The organism is Novosphingobium terrae, assembly GCF_017163935.1.
GTDB lineage: Bacteria > Pseudomonadota > Alphaproteobacteria > Sphingomonadales > Sphingomonadaceae > Novosphingobium > Novosphingobium terrae.
In genome coordinates, this window is the sequence record NZ_JABVZR010000001.1 from 1,261,053 (window position 1) to 1,277,030 (window position 15,978).

13 protein-coding genes are annotated in these 15,978 nt (G+C 64.5%); 6 read left to right on the forward strand and 7 right to left on the reverse strand.

From position 1 onward, the window contains the following. The first annotated feature begins 214 nt into the window (after positions 1-214). Both dctA and HGK27_RS05945 read left to right on the forward strand, forming a co-directional pair. The gene (gene dctA / locus HGK27_RS05940) at positions 215-1,543 is read left to right on the forward strand and encodes a C4-dicarboxylate transporter DctA (protein ID WP_206239527.1); all 1,329 of its coding nucleotides are present in this window, start codon (positions 215-217) and stop codon (positions 1,541-1,543) included. A gap of 113 nt (positions 1,544-1,656) precedes the next feature. After that, the gene (locus HGK27_RS05945) at positions 1,657-2,334 is read left to right on the forward strand and encodes a hypothetical protein (RefSeq protein ID WP_206239529.1); all 678 of its coding nucleotides are present in this window, start codon (positions 1,657-1,659) and stop codon (positions 2,332-2,334) included. 110 nt (positions 2,335-2,444) lie between these two features. On the opposite strand, the gene HGK27_RS05950 is transcribed toward HGK27_RS05945, so the two are convergent. The 7 genes from HGK27_RS05950 to HGK27_RS05980 all read right to left on the reverse strand — a co-directional run bounded on the left by HGK27_RS05950 (position 2,445) and on the right by HGK27_RS05980 (position 11,056). Continuing rightward, the gene (locus HGK27_RS05950) at positions 2,445-4,652 is read right to left on the reverse strand and encodes a putative bifunctional diguanylate cyclase/phosphodiesterase (RefSeq protein WP_206239530.1); all 2,208 of its coding nucleotides are present in this window, start codon (positions 4,650-4,652) and stop codon (positions 2,445-2,447) included. 316 nt (positions 4,653-4,968) lie between these two features. Beyond that, complete coding sequence (locus tag HGK27_RS05955) at positions 4,969-6,483, reverse strand: oligosaccharide flippase family protein (protein WP_206239532.1); 1,515 nt, start codon at positions 6,481-6,483, stop codon at positions 4,969-4,971. Next, complete coding sequence (locus HGK27_RS05960; protein ID WP_206239534.1) at positions 6,480-7,613, reverse strand: glycosyltransferase family 4 protein; 1,134 nt, start codon at positions 7,611-7,613, stop codon at positions 6,480-6,482. Before HGK27_RS05960 ends, HGK27_RS05955 begins: the two co-directional genes overlap by 4 nt. A 61-nt stretch (positions 7,614-7,674) precedes the next feature. Next, positions 7,675-8,568: a glycosyltransferase family 2 protein gene (locus tag HGK27_RS05965; RefSeq protein ID WP_206239535.1), complete on the reverse strand. Its 894-nt coding sequence runs from the start codon at positions 8,566-8,568 to the stop codon at positions 7,675-7,677. A 99-nt stretch (positions 8,569-8,667) separates the two neighbouring features. Next, the gene (locus HGK27_RS05970) at positions 8,668-9,828 is read right to left on the reverse strand and encodes a glycosyltransferase (protein WP_206239537.1); all 1,161 of its coding nucleotides are present in this window, start codon (positions 9,826-9,828) and stop codon (positions 8,668-8,670) included. Between the two features lie 106 nt (positions 9,829-9,934). Continuing rightward, positions 9,935-10,708 (reverse strand): transglutaminase-like cysteine peptidase, encoded by a 774-nt coding sequence (locus tag HGK27_RS05975; RefSeq protein WP_206239539.1) that lies wholly within the window; start codon positions 10,706-10,708, stop codon positions 9,935-9,937. A gap of 111 nt (positions 10,709-10,819) precedes the next feature. Then, on the reverse strand, positions 10,820-11,056 hold the full coding sequence (locus HGK27_RS05980; RefSeq protein ID WP_206239541.1) for a hypothetical protein: 237 nt from the start codon (positions 11,054-11,056) through the stop codon (positions 10,820-10,822). Positions 11,057-11,226: 170 nt separating this feature from the next. On the opposite strand from HGK27_RS05980, the gene HGK27_RS05985 reads away from it, so the two are divergent. From HGK27_RS05985 to HGK27_RS06000, 4 genes are all read left to right on the forward strand, one after another. Then, positions 11,227-11,841 (forward strand): polysaccharide biosynthesis/export family protein, encoded by a 615-nt coding sequence (locus tag HGK27_RS05985; protein ID WP_241126865.1) that lies wholly within the window; start codon positions 11,227-11,229, stop codon positions 11,839-11,841. A gap of 112 nt (positions 11,842-11,953) precedes the next feature. Beyond that, the gene (locus tag HGK27_RS05990; protein ID WP_206239545.1) at positions 11,954-12,457 is read left to right on the forward strand and encodes a hypothetical protein; all 504 of its coding nucleotides are present in this window, start codon (positions 11,954-11,956) and stop codon (positions 12,455-12,457) included. 62 nt (positions 12,458-12,519) lie between these two features. Beyond that, on the forward strand, positions 12,520-13,791 hold the full coding sequence (locus HGK27_RS05995) for an outer membrane beta-barrel protein (protein ID WP_206239547.1): 1,272 nt from the start codon (positions 12,520-12,522) through the stop codon (positions 13,789-13,791). A gap of 13 nt (positions 13,792-13,804) precedes the next feature. Further along, positions 13,805-15,976, forward strand: coding sequence for a GumC family protein (locus HGK27_RS06000; protein ID WP_206239549.1), 2,172 nt, complete (start codon positions 13,805-13,807; stop codon positions 15,974-15,976). The last annotated feature ends 2 nt before the right edge of the window (positions 15,977-15,978 follow it).

Here is a 15,978-nt window from a genome sequence, read left to right on the forward strand (position 1 = left end):
GATACTATTACAGATAGATAGCTGAAGATCGATTTATACATAATTTTTACGGTAGAGATTGGATGAAAGGCATTTCGCACGGCTCTCCGTCCCGCTGCCCTGACCCATCCGGGGCGTGAGATTACGCATCGCCGCCCCTGTGGGCAATGCGCCAACTTGCTCTGGCCCCGCGGGGCATGCCCGTGCCATGCAGGCCCCAGCAATGGAGCCCCCGATGACCGTCAGCGATACGCCTCTTTCCTCCCGCCCCGCATGGCGCCGCTTGCTGGGAACGCTCTATGTGCAGGTGCTGCTGGGCATGGTGGTGGGGGCGGTGATCGGCTTTACGGCGCCCGATATCGGTGTGCAGCTCAAGGTGCTGGGCGATACGTTCGTGCGGTTGATCAAGATGATGATCGGGTTGATCGTCTTCTGCACCATCGTTTCGGGCGTTGGCGGATCGAAGGATCTGAAAGGCGCGGGCAAGACCGGGGGCGTGGCGCTGCTCTATTTCGAGGTGCTGTCGCTGGTGGCGCTGCTCGCCGGTCTGGCGATGGTGCATCTGCTCAAGCCTGGCGTGGGCTTCGGGGCCGATCGCGCGCATCTCGATGCCCATGCCGTGGCGGCCTACACCACAGGCGCCAAGGCGCATGACGGGCTGGTCGGTTTCCTCACCGGCATGGTGCCTGACAGCGTGGTGGGCGCCTTCGCCAATGGCGAGATCCTACAGGTGGTGCTGATCTCGGTGCTGTTCGGCGCGGTGCTGGCCCAGACCGGAGAGCGCGGGGCGGCGGTGCGTGATCTGATCGAATCGGCCAACAGCGTGGTCTTTGGGGTGATCAATCTGATCATGCGGCTGGCCCCTTTCGGCGCGGGCGGGGCGATGGCCTACACCGTGGGCAAATTCGGCCTGAGCGCTCTGGGCAAGCTGGCCGGGCTGGTGGGCACCTTCTATGCGGCGGGCGCGCTGTTCGTGCTGATCGCGCTGGGGTTGATCATGGCCACCACGGGCCTCTCGATCCTGAAGCTGCTGGGTTACCTCAAAGCTGAACTGCTCATCACGCTGGGCGCCAGTTCTTCGGACGCAGCGCTGCCCGGCCTGATGGAGAAGATGGAGCATCTTGGCCTGTCGCGCCAGCATGTCGGTCTGGTGGTGCCTGCGGGCTATGTCTTCAACACCGATGGCACCGCGATCTATATGTCGATCACGGCGCTGTTTATCGCTCAGGCTTTGGGCATCGATCTGACGTGGCAGCAGGAGGCGCAGATGCTGGCCGTGGCCATGGTGACCTCCAAGGGCGCGGGCGGCGTTTCCGGCGCGGGCTTTATCGGCCTGTTGGCGACGCTGGCGGTGGTGCCTGCCATTCCGCCTGCGGGCATGGCGCTGGTGCTGGGCGTCGACCGTTTCATGAGCGAGGCGCGCGCTCTGGTGAACATGATCGGCAATGCGGTGGCCTGTGTGGTGCTGGGCCACTGGCTGGGCGATCTGGACCGGTCCCGTGCCGCCCGCGTGCTGGCGGGGGATGAGGATCTGCGCTTCGTCGCGGGTGGAAACCGGGAATAACTGTCCGCTGGGCGCAATCTGCGCCTTGTCGCTCTTGGCCGGGGGGCTTGGGTGTTGCTAGGCCTTGGCTCTTGCCCGTGACGGGCGCGAATCAAGCTTGAGGACACATCAGGATGAAGCGGATTGCTCTTGCCGTGCTGGCGACGACGCTGGTGCTGGCAGCTCCTGCGCAGGCGCGGCACCACCATCATGCCAAGGCATCGGCCAGCCAGAGCGCCAAATCGACCGGCAAGCATGGCACCAAGGCGACCAGGGCTGCAAAGCGGGCATCGCAGGCTGCCGGCAAATCCCGCCGCAGCCATCACGCACGCGTGGCGGTGAAGCAGCGGGCGGCCCAGGGCTCGCATCGCGCATCAAGGCATCATGGGCGCCATGCTTCGGCCTACACCGCGCATCGCGGCAGCCATAGCGCCCGGTTGCGCGGCAAGACTCATGGTCGCCATCAGGCTGCGGCCTATGGCACGCGCCATCACCATCGCTATGGTGCGGTGAAGACCTCGCGTCATGCGGTCTCGCATCGCAAGAGCAGCTATCACGCCGGGCGTCACCACACGTCCAGCCGCCATGCCTATGGCTACACCAGCCACCGCCATGCCAGCCGTTATGGCAGCCACCACAAGCGCCACAGCTATACGGGGCATCGCCGCTCGACATATGGCCAGAGCGCCTCGCACACCGCGCCCACCTACCGGACCCCGCATTATGAGGCGCCGGTGGACAGCAGCGGCCAGAGCAGCGGCAATTTCAACAATGCCTTCAAGGATATCCGCCCCAACGGCGATAACCATTGATTGAAACACAAAGGCCTGCGGTTCAACTGCCGTGGGCCTTTGTGCTTCCGTAGCGGCCCATCTGAATGCATCGGATCAGCTGCTCCGGGTTTCTGTTTTAACGCGTTTTCCTAATGCGTTTTCCGCGTCACCGGGTGTTCCCACCCGGCCTGAAAACGCTCTGGCATCTGAGCGGCGGGCACGGGTCGCCCATAGAGATAGCCCTGAAAACGCGTGCAGCCCGCCATCACCAGCAGGCTGTGCTGCCTTTCGGTCTCCACCCCTTCGGCGATCACCTCCAGATCCATGGCGCGGCCAAGGCGGATGATCGCATTGATCAGCTTGCGGTTGTCGACATCGCCCGCATCGAGGTTGCGCACGAAGCTGCGGTCGATCTTGATCTTGTCGATGGCAAAACGATGCAGTGAGGACAGGCTGGAAAAGCCCGTGCCGAAATCGTCCAGCGCGATGCTGAAGCCCTCCTGCGCCAGCACATCGATGTTGTCACGCGTGGCGCCATCCTGACCCAGCATGGCGGTTTCGGTGATCTCGATCTGATATTGCGCGGGATCGATGCAATATTCCGCCACCAGCCGCGTCACTGTTGCCATAAAGGCCGGGGTGCGCAATTGCAGCGCGGAAACATTGATCCCCACCGGAGCCCCGCGCCATGCGGCGGTCTCCTGAAACACGGTGCGCAGGGTGAATTCACCGAGTTCGGCCATCATCCCTGCCTCCTCGGCCAGCGGCACGAAGAGGGTGGGGCCAATGGGGCCGCGCTCGGGATGGTCCCAGCGGATCAGCGCCTCCATCCCCACCAGACGACGCTTTTCATCGACCTGCGGCTGATAGACCATATGCAGCTGACCGAGCCGGATCGCCTCGCGCAGATCCTGCTCCATGCGGCGGCGCAGGCGCAGTGCGGCATCCATCTCTGGCTCGAAGAAGGTGGCGCGGTTGCGGCCCCGCTCCTTGGATTGGTAGAGGGCCAGATCGGCCTGACGCAGCATGTCCGCAGCATCGGCACTGCTGTCCTGCACCAGCGCGATGCCGATCGAGCAGGCAATGCTGCAGGTCCCGGCCTCAAGCTGGAAGGGCTGGCGCAGCGTATCGAGCACCTGTTCAGCCAGCAGCATCGCGGCGGTGGCATCGGCCTGAGGCTGCAGGATGATAAATTCATCACCGCCCATGCGGGCCACCGTATCAGTCTCGCGGCAGAGGGACACCAGTCGCCCGGCCACGGCGCGGATCAGCTCGTCGCCCGAAGGATGGCCCAGCGTATCGTTGACCTCCTTGAACCGGTCGAGATCGAGGCAATGCAATGCAATCCCCACCGGCACATCCCGCGCAATGGCCTGCCAATTGCCCAGCCTTTCAAGCAGCAAGGTGCGGTTGGGCAGGCCGGTCAGCGCGTCATGCAGCGCCAGATGGCGCGCGCGCGCCTCGCTGGCGATCAGATGGCGGGCGATGGCGGCGGATTGGCGCAGCAGGCAGAAGCCCACCAGCAGCACGATGATGGTCGCTGCTGCCAAAGTCGTCCGCAACCGGCCGAACACCATGACGGCCGGGCTTTGCTGCTTCCAGCGGATCGCTGCGATCACATTGCCGCGCACATCGGCCAGCGGCAGCAGATTATAGCCCTTTTTCGGCATGGGATGGTTGGTGATGGTCAGCTCGTCGGCCAGATGCCGCAGGCCGAATTTGCGCAGCATGGCGTCATTGAAGGGCAGACCCGTGATGATCACGGCGCTGCCCGATGGGCCGGTCTGGGTGATCGTCAGCAGATAGAGCTGGTTTTGATATCTCAGGATGTTGCTGCCCATGACGGAGGGGTTCTGCACCCGAGCGGCGCTCAGTGCTGGCAGCACATCGCCGACAGCTTGGGCGAAGGGGCGGTAATCGGCCAGAGGCGCGCGCTGCCCTGAGATGGCGGCATAGAAGGGCCGGCCCTGCGCATCGAGCACAAAGAGGCGCTCCATTTCATGCTCGCTGGCCAGATGCTGCGCCAGATGTTGGTCGATCCAGTTTGGGTCTGCCAGATGCTGTGCTGTCTCAGCGGATGTGGTCAGTGGCGCGATGGCGCGCGCAATATGGATGATGCGGGTGTGGTAGTTCTGCCGGGCGATCTGGAACTGGGTCTCGTAGGCGACGGTGTCGAACTGGTTGACGACATAGGCTGCCGTCACCAGCAGCACCACCAGACCTGCCAGTGCAATCCCGGCCAGCGTGCGGAAGCGGTTCGCCTGACTGGCGCTGTGATCGAAGGCGTCGGCGTGGCTCATTCCAGCCTGCTTGCGCAGGGCAGCCGAGGCGCTGGCCAGGGCGCCGATGGGGGGCATGCGGTGTTCGTCCGGTTCATCAGACCTCTGGACATAAACCCTGGCTCTTTAGCAAAGCCCTGTGGGGTGGCACGCATTGCAACAGGGCTGGTTTTTCAGGATCGGCAATAAAGACTAACGCAGGCTTGCGCGGGGGATCGGGATGGATGCGGAGGTGGCCAGCAGGGCGCAGCTTGGGAAGGGCCTGTTGAAACGCGAAAGATGACTCTGCAGCGATCTCCCGCGAGGCGGATGGGTATGCCGTGGTACGCCGAAGAACGCCCTCCCGGGAGCTTCGGTAAAAGCGCAAAGCCTTTGCCGATAGTGCCCAAGCCCATCAGGCCAGCGCTGCCGATCCTCGCTGCAACAGCTTGCGACAGACCGCAGTGCCCATGGCAATCAGCCGGGCCTCACCCCCGCTGGGGCAGCCCGCGCTATGCCACAGGCCCGTCATCGCCAGAGCATAGAGCAGCATCGCTGCTCCGCCGCAGAGCATCAGCCCGGCTCCCAGCGGCCAGGGGGCCAATCCGCTGAGCCAGGGTCTGGCGATCAGCAACAGCATGGCCATGGCGCAGGCCGCCGCCATCGGGCGCGCCAGTGCGACCAGCACCCGCGCCGGATGCAGGCCGATCAAGGCGCGCAGCAGCATCAGAGCATTGCCCAGAGCGACCGCCCCCACCAAGGCCCGCACCACGATGGCGCCGGTCAACCCCCAGCACCATGCCGCCAGCAAAGTCAGCGGGATACGCACCAGAAATTCCACCAGAGTGAGCCGCAAGCTGGCCTCCGGTCTGCCGACCGCTATGGCCAGAGCGCTCAGTGGATTGTAGATGGTGAACAGCAGCAGCACTGGCGCCAGCATCGAGAGGCAGGGGGCCACGCCCAGCCATTTTGCGCCCAGCACCAGCCGCACGATCGGCTCGGCCAGGAGGCTGAGCGCCACCACCACCGGCGCGACCATCGCAAAGACGCAGCAGGTCAGCGAGAGATAGGCCTCGGTCAGCGCCTCGGGATCATCCTTCTTTTGCGACAGGGCAGGCAGGAAGGTGCGCATCGTCGGCTTGAGCAGGGCCTGATCGGGCAGGGCGGCCAGATCGCTGGCCATGCTGAACAGGCCCAGCCCGGCGCGCGGGATAAAGCGCGCCAGGATCAGCCGGTCGGCCTGCCAGTTGAGCGCGCTGAAGAGTTGCGCTGCCGAGGTCCAGCTGAGGAAATGCGCGAAGATCCGCCAATCCGTCAGCCGTAAGCCGGGGCGCATCGGTGCCCAGAGGTAGGAGATCAGGGCGAGAAACAGCGGCGATGCCACCGAAGCGGTGGCGATGGCCCAATAGGAATGGGTGGCCAGCGCCACACAAGCTGCCAGCAGCAGCGCCAGCGCCTTGCCGATGATCTCTCCGGAGACATCGGGGCGGAAATCCATATTGCGGGTAAAATGCACCATGGCCGGGCTGACCAGCCCTCGAAGGATCGGCGCTAGCGCCAGAAAACAGATCAGCGGAGCGATCCGCGCATCGCCATAAAGCATGGCGAAAGGCCAGGCTGACAGCGCGAGGAGCGTGCCCAAGATCAACCCGCGCAAGGCGCCCAAGGTCAGCGCCGTATGCAGCAGGGGCTGGGTGACCTCATCCGCGCGGACCAGCACCTGCGCCACCGGCAGCTCAAAGATGGCCTCGCAAATCTGCACCAGCGTCATGGCGATGGCGACCAGTCCGAAATCGTCAGGCGTCAGCATGTGGGTCAGGGCGATCAGCGTCACCAGATCGATCAGCTTGGCCCCCAGTCGCGAAAGGATCAGCAGGCCCGCGCCCAATGCGGTGCGTTGCCCCAGTCCGTTCATCTTTGGCCCACTCATGCCGACCTCGATGGTAGCATGGCCATTCTGCTGGCGGGCCGCTTGTAGAGTTCCGCAGCGACCTGTCGCAATGTGATCATCAGCCTTTCGCAGGCAGCGTTCCAACTCATGCGGCGGGCCTGTTTCAGCCCGGAGGTGGCCCATTTTTCATGCTCTGCCGGGGCATCGGCCAGGCGGCGGATGGCGCTGCGCCATTCCTCCGGGCGATCCACTCCGGCGCGCAGGGCGCCATCGGCGCAGACTTCGGGCAGGGCGCCACAAGGCGCGATGATCGCGGGCGTGCCGCGCAACATGGCCTCCAGCGGAGGCAGGCCGAAACCCTCGGTGCGCGAGGGCATGGCAAAGCACAGCGACTGCTGCATCAGCCCGGCCAGCGTCGCATCGTCGATCCGGCCGCAGAACATCACATTGTCGGTGATCGTATAGCCTTGTTCGATAAAGGCGCCGGCGTTGCCATGACCGAATAGCACGAGCTTCAGATCGCGCATCGCCGGATCGGCAAAGGTGCGCAGCAGCACGCCGATGTTCTTGTGAACCTGCGGTGATGCCAGCGCCAGCACATAGCGGCGCGGCGTCAGCCCCAGCCGCTGCGAGGCATCGCTGGCGGCTTCGGCCATATCCGAATGGTCTGCGCCATTGTGGATCACCTCGATTTTGCCGCGCGGGGCGATGCCGAAATGCTCAAGCTGGCCTGCCGAATAGTCGGAGACGGTCAGGATGCGCAGCGAGCGCCTGCCGATGATCGGCAGCATGAACTGGTAAAAATTGCGGAAGGCAAAATCATAGGATTTCGGGCTGGAGAAGGTCTGCGCATCATGCACCATCGTCACGGTGCGCCCGTGGATGATCGGTGAGAGGTTGCACAGGCTGAGCAGGACGCCGCCGCGCGCACGGATCGGCAATTCCAGCTGCTCCCAGAACTGCCAGGTCAGCAGGCTGTGGTTGTGCAGGGGGAAGGGCAAGTCCCGCCCCACGCCTTTGGCGCCACGCGGGGCCAGAATGATGGGCGGGCCGCCGAACAAATGCGTCAGTTCTTCCTCATGCTTGCCCAGTTGGGTCAGCAGTTCGAAGGCCACGCGTGACACGCCGGTGCCCTTGGTGGAAAGGAATTTGCCGTTGATGATCAGCATGGAATGATCCTCCAGAACGGCAGGTTTTGCGGCTGGGTGGGGGGAGGCCCGGCGCGCATGGTTACAGCTCCAGCACGCGTTGGGGGGTGATGCGGCCCCGGAGGAAGTCGCCCAGCGCCAGCCAGTTGCCCTTGGCGCGGCCGAGGCGGTCAATCCATGGTTCGGCGAAAAGCGCGCGACCATGATTGGCCAGCATGTTGAAAACCATGCGTTTGAGCCCGTAATGCGCCGGCATGCTGCCCTTGCGGATCAGGTAAAGCATGTTGGAAACCTGCGAATAGCCAAGGCGACATTCGTTCACCCGCCCGCGCCGGCTGCCCAGATGCACGCCGATAAAGGCATTGGTGCCGCAGAGTTTGCCGTGCCGCTCGATCCTTCGGGCGAAATCGACATCCTCCTGCCAGCCGTAAAGTGGCAGATTTTCATCGAACCATTCGCCCTCGATTGCTGTGCGGCGAAAGACCATGTTGCAGCCATAGAGGCCCACGATCGGCCGGGTGGACATATCCACTTGGGTGCCGCTGGCCAGATCATGGGTCTGGACCATGGCCAGCCCTTCTTCCATGCTGATGCCGCGCGAATTGATCCCATCGGCCAACAGGCGCCCGCTGGCCCCGACCACGCCGGGCGTGGCATCGAAAAAAGCCAGAACCCCGGCGAGACAGTGCGAGGAGGGCACATAGTCATCGTCGAAAAAGGCGATGAGATCGATGTCGGCGGGCAAAGCGCGCAGGGCAGCATTGCGTTGGGCACAAAGGCCCGGGGCAGAGATGCAGACCATCGGGCCGTCCTCTTCGTTCATCGTTCTGGGCAAATCGGCCTCTCCGGTCACGGCCCAGAGCAGCAGGTCCGGCTGGCGGCTCTGGCGGCGCATATGGGCGGTCCACAGGCCCAGTTCCTCCGGGCGTCCCTTGCTGGCGATGACGACAGCGATCTTGGGGGCAAGCTTGGTCATGGCGATCCCATCAGGTGAGGGGTGATAGGCCGGATTATGTCGAGCCGCGCATCGGGCGGGAAACGGGGACATATCCGTTCTGGGCCCATTGGCCCGCGATCAGGTCAGCGCTGGTTGGTTTTGCAGGGCCATGGCTGGAGCCAGTGCCTGCCAGGGAGCGGGTTTCGCCTCATGCCTTGTCAGCGCAGCATCGATATGGCTGGCGATGGCCGCGCGGAAGCGGGCGGGCGCAAAGTCTGCGGCGCGGGAAAGCGCATCGCTTGGGTCGAAATCCGGCAGCCAGTCCTCGAACCGGTCCAGTGCATCGAGCAGGCCATCCGGGCTATTGTCATGATAGAACAGGCCTGTCCGGTCCTCGATCACCGATTCCAGCGCGCCGCCCCGGCCATAGGCGATCACGGGCCTGCCGCTGGCCATCACCTCCACCGGGATCATGCCGAAATCCTCTTCCGCGGTGAAGATCAGCGCCTTGCAGCCGGCGTAAGCCGCACGCAAAGCGTTGAAATCCAGCCTTTCGGTAAAGCGGATGCTCGGCCCCGCCATGGCTTTGAGGCGCGGCAACATCGGTCCCGTGCCCACCACATGCAGCCTGCGCCCCGAGGCGGTGAACGCTGCCACCGCCACATCGGGCAGCTTGTAGGGGATCAATTGCCCGGCCCAGAGATAGTCCTCACCCACCTCATCTGCGGGCGCGAACAGGGCAGTGTCGACAGGGGGATGCACCACCTGCGCCTCTCGCCCCCAGAACTTGCGCACCCGCGCCGCGACATAGGCGGAATTGGCGAGAATCCGGTCCGATCGCGCGGCGCTGGCCATATCCCACTGGCGCAGGGCTGGCGCGAAAAGCGGCATCATCAACCGCGCGCCCATGCCGCTTTCGCGCCGATACTGGTGATACTGGTCCCAGATGTAGCGCATCGGCGAGTGGCAATAGGTGACATGCACCGCATCGGGCCGCGTGATGATGCCCTTGGCGGGCCCGGCCTCGCAACTGATCACCAGATCATAGGCGGAGAGGTCCAGCGCCTCCAGCGCGGCGGGCATCAGCGGCAGGTATTTCTGGTAATGCCGCGTGGCGAAGGGCAGGCGGCTGATCCAGCTGGTATGGATGCGCCGTGCGGCCAGCTTGGGGCTGAGCTTCGCCCGGTTGACGACATGGGTGAAGATGTCGGCATCGGGATACATATCGCACAGATGCTCCAGCACGCGTTCGCCGCCGCGCATCTGCACCAGCCAGTAATGGATGATGGCCACTCGCATAGGATTGATCCTGCCTGTTGCTGCCCAATGGCTTCCGAGGGCAGTCTAGGCGGATCAGCGCTTTAGCGTGCGTGGTGACGGATCGGGAATGGAGCCAATGGCGCGTTCAGGCCGGGTAGGACCAGCGGTCCGGTGCCTCCGGGCGTTGCAGGCTGAGCCAGGCATAGCCGGTTTTTGCCACGGGCCGCACGAAGGCATCATGGCTGTCGAGCACACGGTCGCCATCGGCAAGCCGGGCGACCAGCACCGCATGCAGCCCCAGATCACGGCGGAAGGCGATGGCCATGAAAAGGCGGCTGGCCGGGAAACCTGCGGCGATCAGTTCCTGACGCTTTTCCAGCGCCAGATCCTCGCAATCGCCCTTGGCATCGGGGCCGGTTCCGGCAGGGCGCCAGACATCCTCGCGGCCATAGGTACGCAGATCGTCCACCTGTTCGACGTGGCGGTTCACCTGCGTGTTGATCCGGGCGATCCGGTCCAGCCAGTCGCGATCGTCGGCCAGCATGGGAGGCGTCATGTGGAACAGCGGGATCAACTGAAGCAGCGCTGCTGGCGTGCGGGGCTGTGACTGGATGGTCGGCAGCAAGGGCGCCATATCCGGCTGCGGCTCGATCTCCGCGTGAAGCGCGGCCGGTGAGAGCAGAGGTGCCATCAGGCAGGCGAAATTGGCGCAGGAGGCGCCGCCGGGGGGCTCTGCTTTTCCATCATCGGGAAGGCGGCACAGGCCCGGCTGGCTCTGGCACATTTCCGTATAGCCGCGCGGGGGCTCGGTCTCGGCGCCGAAATGGAGGAATCGTGTGTCGGTGTCGCGCGCCTGAACCGGCTGCGTGGCAAGGATTGCGGCCAGAGCCATCAGCAATGTCAGACTGATCTTGCGCATGGCGCCCCGCGATGCCCTGTCGAGAGGCCTGTCTAGCAAGGGCGGCTTGGCGTCCGGTTTGCGATCATGGTGAACAAAGGTGCCGGAAAGGCTGGAGGCAAATGCGTGGTTTCAGCCCAGAACGCTGCGCAGGCCGTAGCCCAGACCCAGCAGCAGGCCCCAACTGGCCAGAGACAGCAGGCCGATCGTGCCAAGGCGGACAGCACGCGGCCAGAGATCGGCATCATGGGGCAGAGCGCCCTCTTGCATGCCGGACCAGAGGGCGTTGAGGTCACGCGCGTCTACATCGCCGCCGGGCAGCGGCTGCGCCTTAACAGCGCTGGGAGGAGGCGACGATACAAACGACATCGGAAGGCTGATCCTTGCTCGCCCGGATTGGCTCCAGACTGGTTGCACAAACATTAGGGCCCGCCCGCCAGCGCGTTTAGCCATGAGGCGTCATTTTAAGGCGCGCTGGTCAGACCGCGCAGGCACGGGAACTTGTGGCCATGCCCTACAGGAAGAAGATTGATAAAGGCTTGAACGGCGGGCTTACCGCAGGCCGGAAGCGAGGATGTGAGGCGGCGATCAGTCTGCTGCTGGCCCTGCTGCTGGCCTTGCCTGTTGCGACCTGGGCGCAGCCGGTGTCTCAGGCCGCCATCGCTGCCCCCGATGCTCCCCCGGCGGCGGTGCAGAGCGATTATCAGCTCGGCGCGGCAGACAAGGTGCGGATCATCGTCTTCAACGAACCGAGCCTGTCTGGCGAGTTCTTCGTCAACACGGCAGGGGCGCTTTCCTTGCCGCTGATCGGCGATGTCACGGCGCGGGGCAAGACGCTCAATCAGGTGGCGCAGGCCATCACCGATCAGCTCAAGGGCCGCTATGTGCTGCAGCCGCGCGTCAGCATCGATGTGCTGACCTTCCGCCCCTTCTACATTCTGGGCGAGGTCAACAAGGCGGGCGAATATCCCTATTCCACCGGGCTGACGGTGGATGCCGCCGTGGCTCTGGCGGGGGGCTTCACCTATCGCGCCAACCGCAAGAAGGTGTTCGTTCGCCACATCAATGACGACCAGCCCGAAAGGGTGGAATTGAGCCCGGACCTCAAGGTCATGCCCGGCGACACGATCCGCATCGGTGAGCGCTATTGGTGATGAGCGGAGGCCAATGCCTCGCCAGAACAGATGCCTTCAATGCCGATGTTTCTGCATTTGCGAAGAGCAGGCCCCCATGGAACGCTGAGCCCAACAGCAATGGACACGAGCGATGATGAGGCAAGACGGCAGCAGCATGATCGAAAAAGCAAAGGCATGGCGGCGTTGTGGCATGGGGGTTGTGGCTTGCATGCTGGCCGGTGTGCCGGGCGTCAGTGTGGCGGCTGTCGGTCAGCCCGGGGCGGTGACAGCCACTGCGGGCGCTTCGAGCGATCAGGCACAGGCCGATGCCTTGCTGGCCCGCCTGCTGGCCATGATCACCGCCAATCCGGGGGCATCGATGGCGCAGATGGAGGGCCAGTTGATGCTGGCGATCAATCAGGCGCAGGTCACCTGCACGGTCAGCCAGATTGCGCTCAGCCGTCTGCAGCAGGCCGTGTTGCGCAATGCGCCGCCTGTGCGTGCAGCCGTGGCCCGCGCCAACACGCTGGCGCGTGGCTGCAACGGTGGCTCGATCGCGGCCATCGGGCCCGCGAACGGCGATCTCGGCCTGCTTCAGCAGGGCACCACGCTGGGGCTGGCCTCGGGCGGTTCCAACTATCTGACGGCGCCGTAACGATCATGCTGCGGGGGGACATGGTCTTGAGGAACAGGGTCTTGAAAGGCTGGAAACGCCAGATGCTGGGCCTCTTGCTGGCCACGGCGTCCGATGGGCTCCATGCGCAGGGCACGGATGACAATATGGTCACCCCCAGCCTGCCGCTGGAGTTTGACCGGGGGCGCAACATCGGCGTGCTGGACCGGCCCCGGCCCGAATACACCGCGCAGGGCGTTCCGCTGGGGGGCTTCACCTTGCAGCCCAAGGCGGAGCTGGGCGTGGGCTACACCACCAACGCCTATCAGAACAGCAGCGATCAGGGTGATGGCTATGTGGTGTTCTCGCCTTCGGGCGTGGTGTCCTCCCACTGGTCGCGGCATGAGCTGACGGCGAGTGGTGGCGCCAGCCTGTATCGCTATTTCACGCAAGGGCGTCGCAATCGCGATGGCTGGAATGGCGCTCTGGAGGGTCGCTTCGATGCCACCGCCGATGTGGCCATCGCCGCTTCGGCGCGGGTGCGCAAGGATGCCGAACCGCCGACCTCCGCCGCCTATCCCAGTGCGGCTGCGGAAAGTTCGCAATATCTGACGGCGGTGGGGCAGATTGCGCCCACGGCCACGCTGGGGCGGATGAAGCTGCAGGGCTCATACAGTTTCTCAACCACAGCGTTTGACCCGGTGCGCAGTTTTTCGGGCGCATTGATCGATCAGGCCAACCGCAATTCGCATGCCCATAGTGGCATTCTGCGCAGCGAATATGCCGTTTCGCCCGATACGTCTCTTTTCCTTCAGGGCAGCTTCGACCGGGCGATCTATCTGCATCCGCTGGCGCCCGGCGTGCCCAACCGCGATTCCAGGACGTATCGGGCGCTGGCGGGCGCCACCTTCGATCTGGCAACGCTGGTGCGCGGGGCGGTCGGCGTGGGCTATATGTCGCATCGTTACGATACGCCGCTCTATCGCAATTTCGCCGATTTCACCGCCGAGGCCCGGGTCGATTACTTTGCCTCGCCTTTGACCACGGTGACGCTGACGGCGCGCAGGATCGCTCAGGATGCCACGCTGCTGGATCTGGGGGGCTATATCAACAGCTCGGTCGCGCTGCGGGTGGATCATGAATTGCGGCGCAACATTCTGCTCGATGCGCAGGGCGCCTATGAGCATGATGCCTTCAAGGGCACGCCGGCCTCGCTCGACATTGTCAAGACCAGTGCGGGGGTCCGTTACATGGCGACACGCGTGCTGGGGTTCGGCCTCTCGGTCGAGCATGACCAGCGGCGGGCCCACAACACCGCACTGATCTCACCCTATTCGGAAACGCGCGTGATGCTGCGCGTCGTCATCCAGAAATGACAGGAGGCCGCCCATGAATGCCGTGACTTTGGCCACGCCGCTCACGCCAGTCAGCCGGTTCGATCAGTCGCGCCATGTCGGGCGGCGCTCGGTGTCGTTCGGGGCGCTGGGGCAGGTGCTGCGCTGGCGCTGGAAGCTGGTGGCAGGCGTGCTGGCGCTGACCATGCTGCTGGTGGTGGGCGCCAGCTTTGCAATTCCGCCGCGCTATCAGTCCACGGCGCGGCTGCGGATCACGCCCAACCGCCCGCTGGTGGTGGCGCCCGATGGTGAGGGCGGCAGCGGGCCGCTCGACCAGTCGTTGCTCAGCACGGAGATCGCCACGATCCGCTCGCGCGATATTGCGCGGCGCGTGGTGCTGGCCAATCACCTGCAGCATGATCCGGAGTTCGTTGCTGCACGGCTGCGCAACGGCAAGGGTGAGCTTGCCGAGGCCCGCGCGGTGGAGGCGGCGATCAGCACGTTGCTGGACCGGCTGGCGGTGGATCAGCAGGAAAAGAGCTATATTCTGGCGATCGGTTTCCAGTCGCGCGATCCGGTGAAGGCGGCCCGCATCGCCAACAGCTTTGCCGAAAGCTATATCAACAGCACCGCCGATGTGATGATGAGCACGGCGGCGCGTCAGGCCGATGAAGGCCAGGCCGCGCTGCAAAGGCTGAGCCGTCAGGCCGAGGTCGCCGCCGCCGATGTGGCGCAATATCGCGCCGCCACCGGGATTGTGCAGGGGGCCAATGGCGCGACGGTGAACGATCAGCAGATCGCGCCGCTGACCACGCAGGTGGCGACTGCGGAGGCACAGGCGGCAGCAGCGCGCTCCAATCTGGAGACGGCGGAAAAGCAGGTCGCTTCGGCGGGGCCGGATGCGGTGTCGGCGGTGCTGTCCTCCAATGTGATTGCCGATCTACGGCGACAGCGCACGGCGGCAGAGGCGGATCGCTCGCAATTGGCCTCTCGCTATGGCCCGCTGTTTCCCGCGCTGATTGAGGCCAATGAGCGCATCGCTGCTCTCGACCGCCAGATCCGCGAAGAGCAAAACCGCATCATCGAAGGCCTGCGCAGTGAGGCGCGGGCGGCCACGGCTCAGGCCGCCAGTCTGCGTGGGCAGTTGGGCAGTTTGAAAGGCGAGATTGCCGCCAACAACAGTTCTGCCGTGAAGGCTGAAAGCCTGCAGCGCAGCGCCGATGCTGCAACGGGGGCTTACAATCATCTTGCCAGTTCGGTGCAGCAAACGGCGCAGGTTGAGCAATCCAGCCAGCCTCAGGCGCGGCTGATCGAGCAGGCAGTCGTCACCAGCCTGCCCGCTTTCCCCAACCGTCCTGCTATGGCCGCCACCAGCGTGCTGGCCGGACTGGTGCTGGGGGTGATCGCGGCCATGGTGACCGAGACGATGCAGGGCACAGTGCGCAATGCCGATGATGTGGAGGTGCTGCTCGGTCTGCGTTTTCTGGCCTCGGTGCCTCGGCTGGGGCGCAAGCAGTTGCGGGGTGAGGGGGGCGAGCGTTGCTCTCCTGCCGATACGTTGATCCTGCGCCCGATGTCGGCCTATGCGGAGGCCTATCGCGCCATCCGCAGCTCGATCCGCCGGGCAGAGGGCGGGACGGCGAGGGTTGTTGCCCTGTGTTCCACGGTGCCGGGTGAGGGCAAGACCTCCAGTTCGCTCACCTTGGCGCGGGTTATGGCTATGGCGGGGGAGCGCGTGCTGCTGATCGATGGCGATGTGCGGCGCCCCAGCATCAAGCGGCTGGCCAACCTCCATCCCGAATGCGGGCTGATCGAGGTGCTGAATGGCGAGGTCGATCTGGCTCAGGCGATCATCGAGGATCATGTCGCGGGCTGCTGCATCCTGCCGGTGGCCAAATCGACCTTCAGCCCCACCGATCTCTTCAACCCCGCCCGGATGCGCAGCATGCTTGAGCAACTGCGCCCCCATTACGATCATATTCTGATCGATACGCCGCCCGTGCTGGGCGTCACCGACGCGCGCAGCATTGCCAAACTGAGCGACGGTGTGGTGCTGATGATCAAATGGGGCGGCACGCCGATTGCTGCGGTCGATGCTGCGCTGGCCGGGCTGGAACATGACAATGTGCCGATCATCGGCGCGGTACTCACCATGGTCAATCCCCGGGCCGAGGCGGTAGGGGCGCTCTATTACTCGCGCCGCTATGTGGCCTATTACGATCGGTAAAA

Bases quoted from the DNA above. Each gene is read 5' to 3' on its own strand.
- HGK27_RS05960 (WP_206239534.1), bottom strand. From the start codon at position 7,613: ATGCTGATCATCAACGGCAAATTCCTTTCCACCAAGGGCACCGGCGTG.
- HGK27_RS05975 (WP_206239539.1), bottom strand. From the start codon at position 10,708: ATGCGCAAGATCAGTCTGACATTGCTGATGGCTCTGGCCGCAATCCTT.
- HGK27_RS05965 (WP_206239535.1), bottom strand. From the start codon at position 8,568: ATGACCAAGCTTGCCCCCAAGATCGCTGTCGTCATCGCCAGCAAGGGA.
- dctA (WP_206239527.1), top strand. From the start codon at position 215: ATGACCGTCAGCGATACGCCTCTTTCCTCCCGCCCCGCATGGCGCCGC.
- HGK27_RS05990 (WP_206239545.1), top strand. From the start codon at position 11,954: ATGATGAGGCAAGACGGCAGCAGCATGATCGAAAAAGCAAAGGCATGG.
- HGK27_RS05980 (WP_206239541.1), bottom strand. From the start codon at position 11,056: ATGTCGTTTGTATCGTCGCCTCCTCCCAGCGCTGTTAAGGCGCAGCCG.
- HGK27_RS05950 (WP_206239530.1), bottom strand. From the start codon at position 4,652: ATGCCCCCCATCGGCGCCCTGGCCAGCGCCTCGGCTGCCCTGCGCAAG.
- HGK27_RS06000 (WP_206239549.1), top strand. From the start codon at position 13,805: ATGAATGCCGTGACTTTGGCCACGCCGCTCACGCCAGTCAGCCGGTTC.
- HGK27_RS05955 (WP_206239532.1), bottom strand. From the start codon at position 6,483: ATGAGTGGGCCAAAGATGAACGGACTGGGGCAACGCACCGCATTGGGC.
- HGK27_RS05945 (WP_206239529.1), top strand. From the start codon at position 1,657: ATGAAGCGGATTGCTCTTGCCGTGCTGGCGACGACGCTGGTGCTGGCA.
- HGK27_RS05970 (WP_206239537.1), bottom strand. From the start codon at position 9,828: ATGCGAGTGGCCATCATCCATTACTGGCTGGTGCAGATGCGCGGCGGC.
- HGK27_RS05995 (WP_206239547.1), top strand. From the start codon at position 12,520: ATGCTGGGCCTCTTGCTGGCCACGGCGTCCGATGGGCTCCATGCGCAG.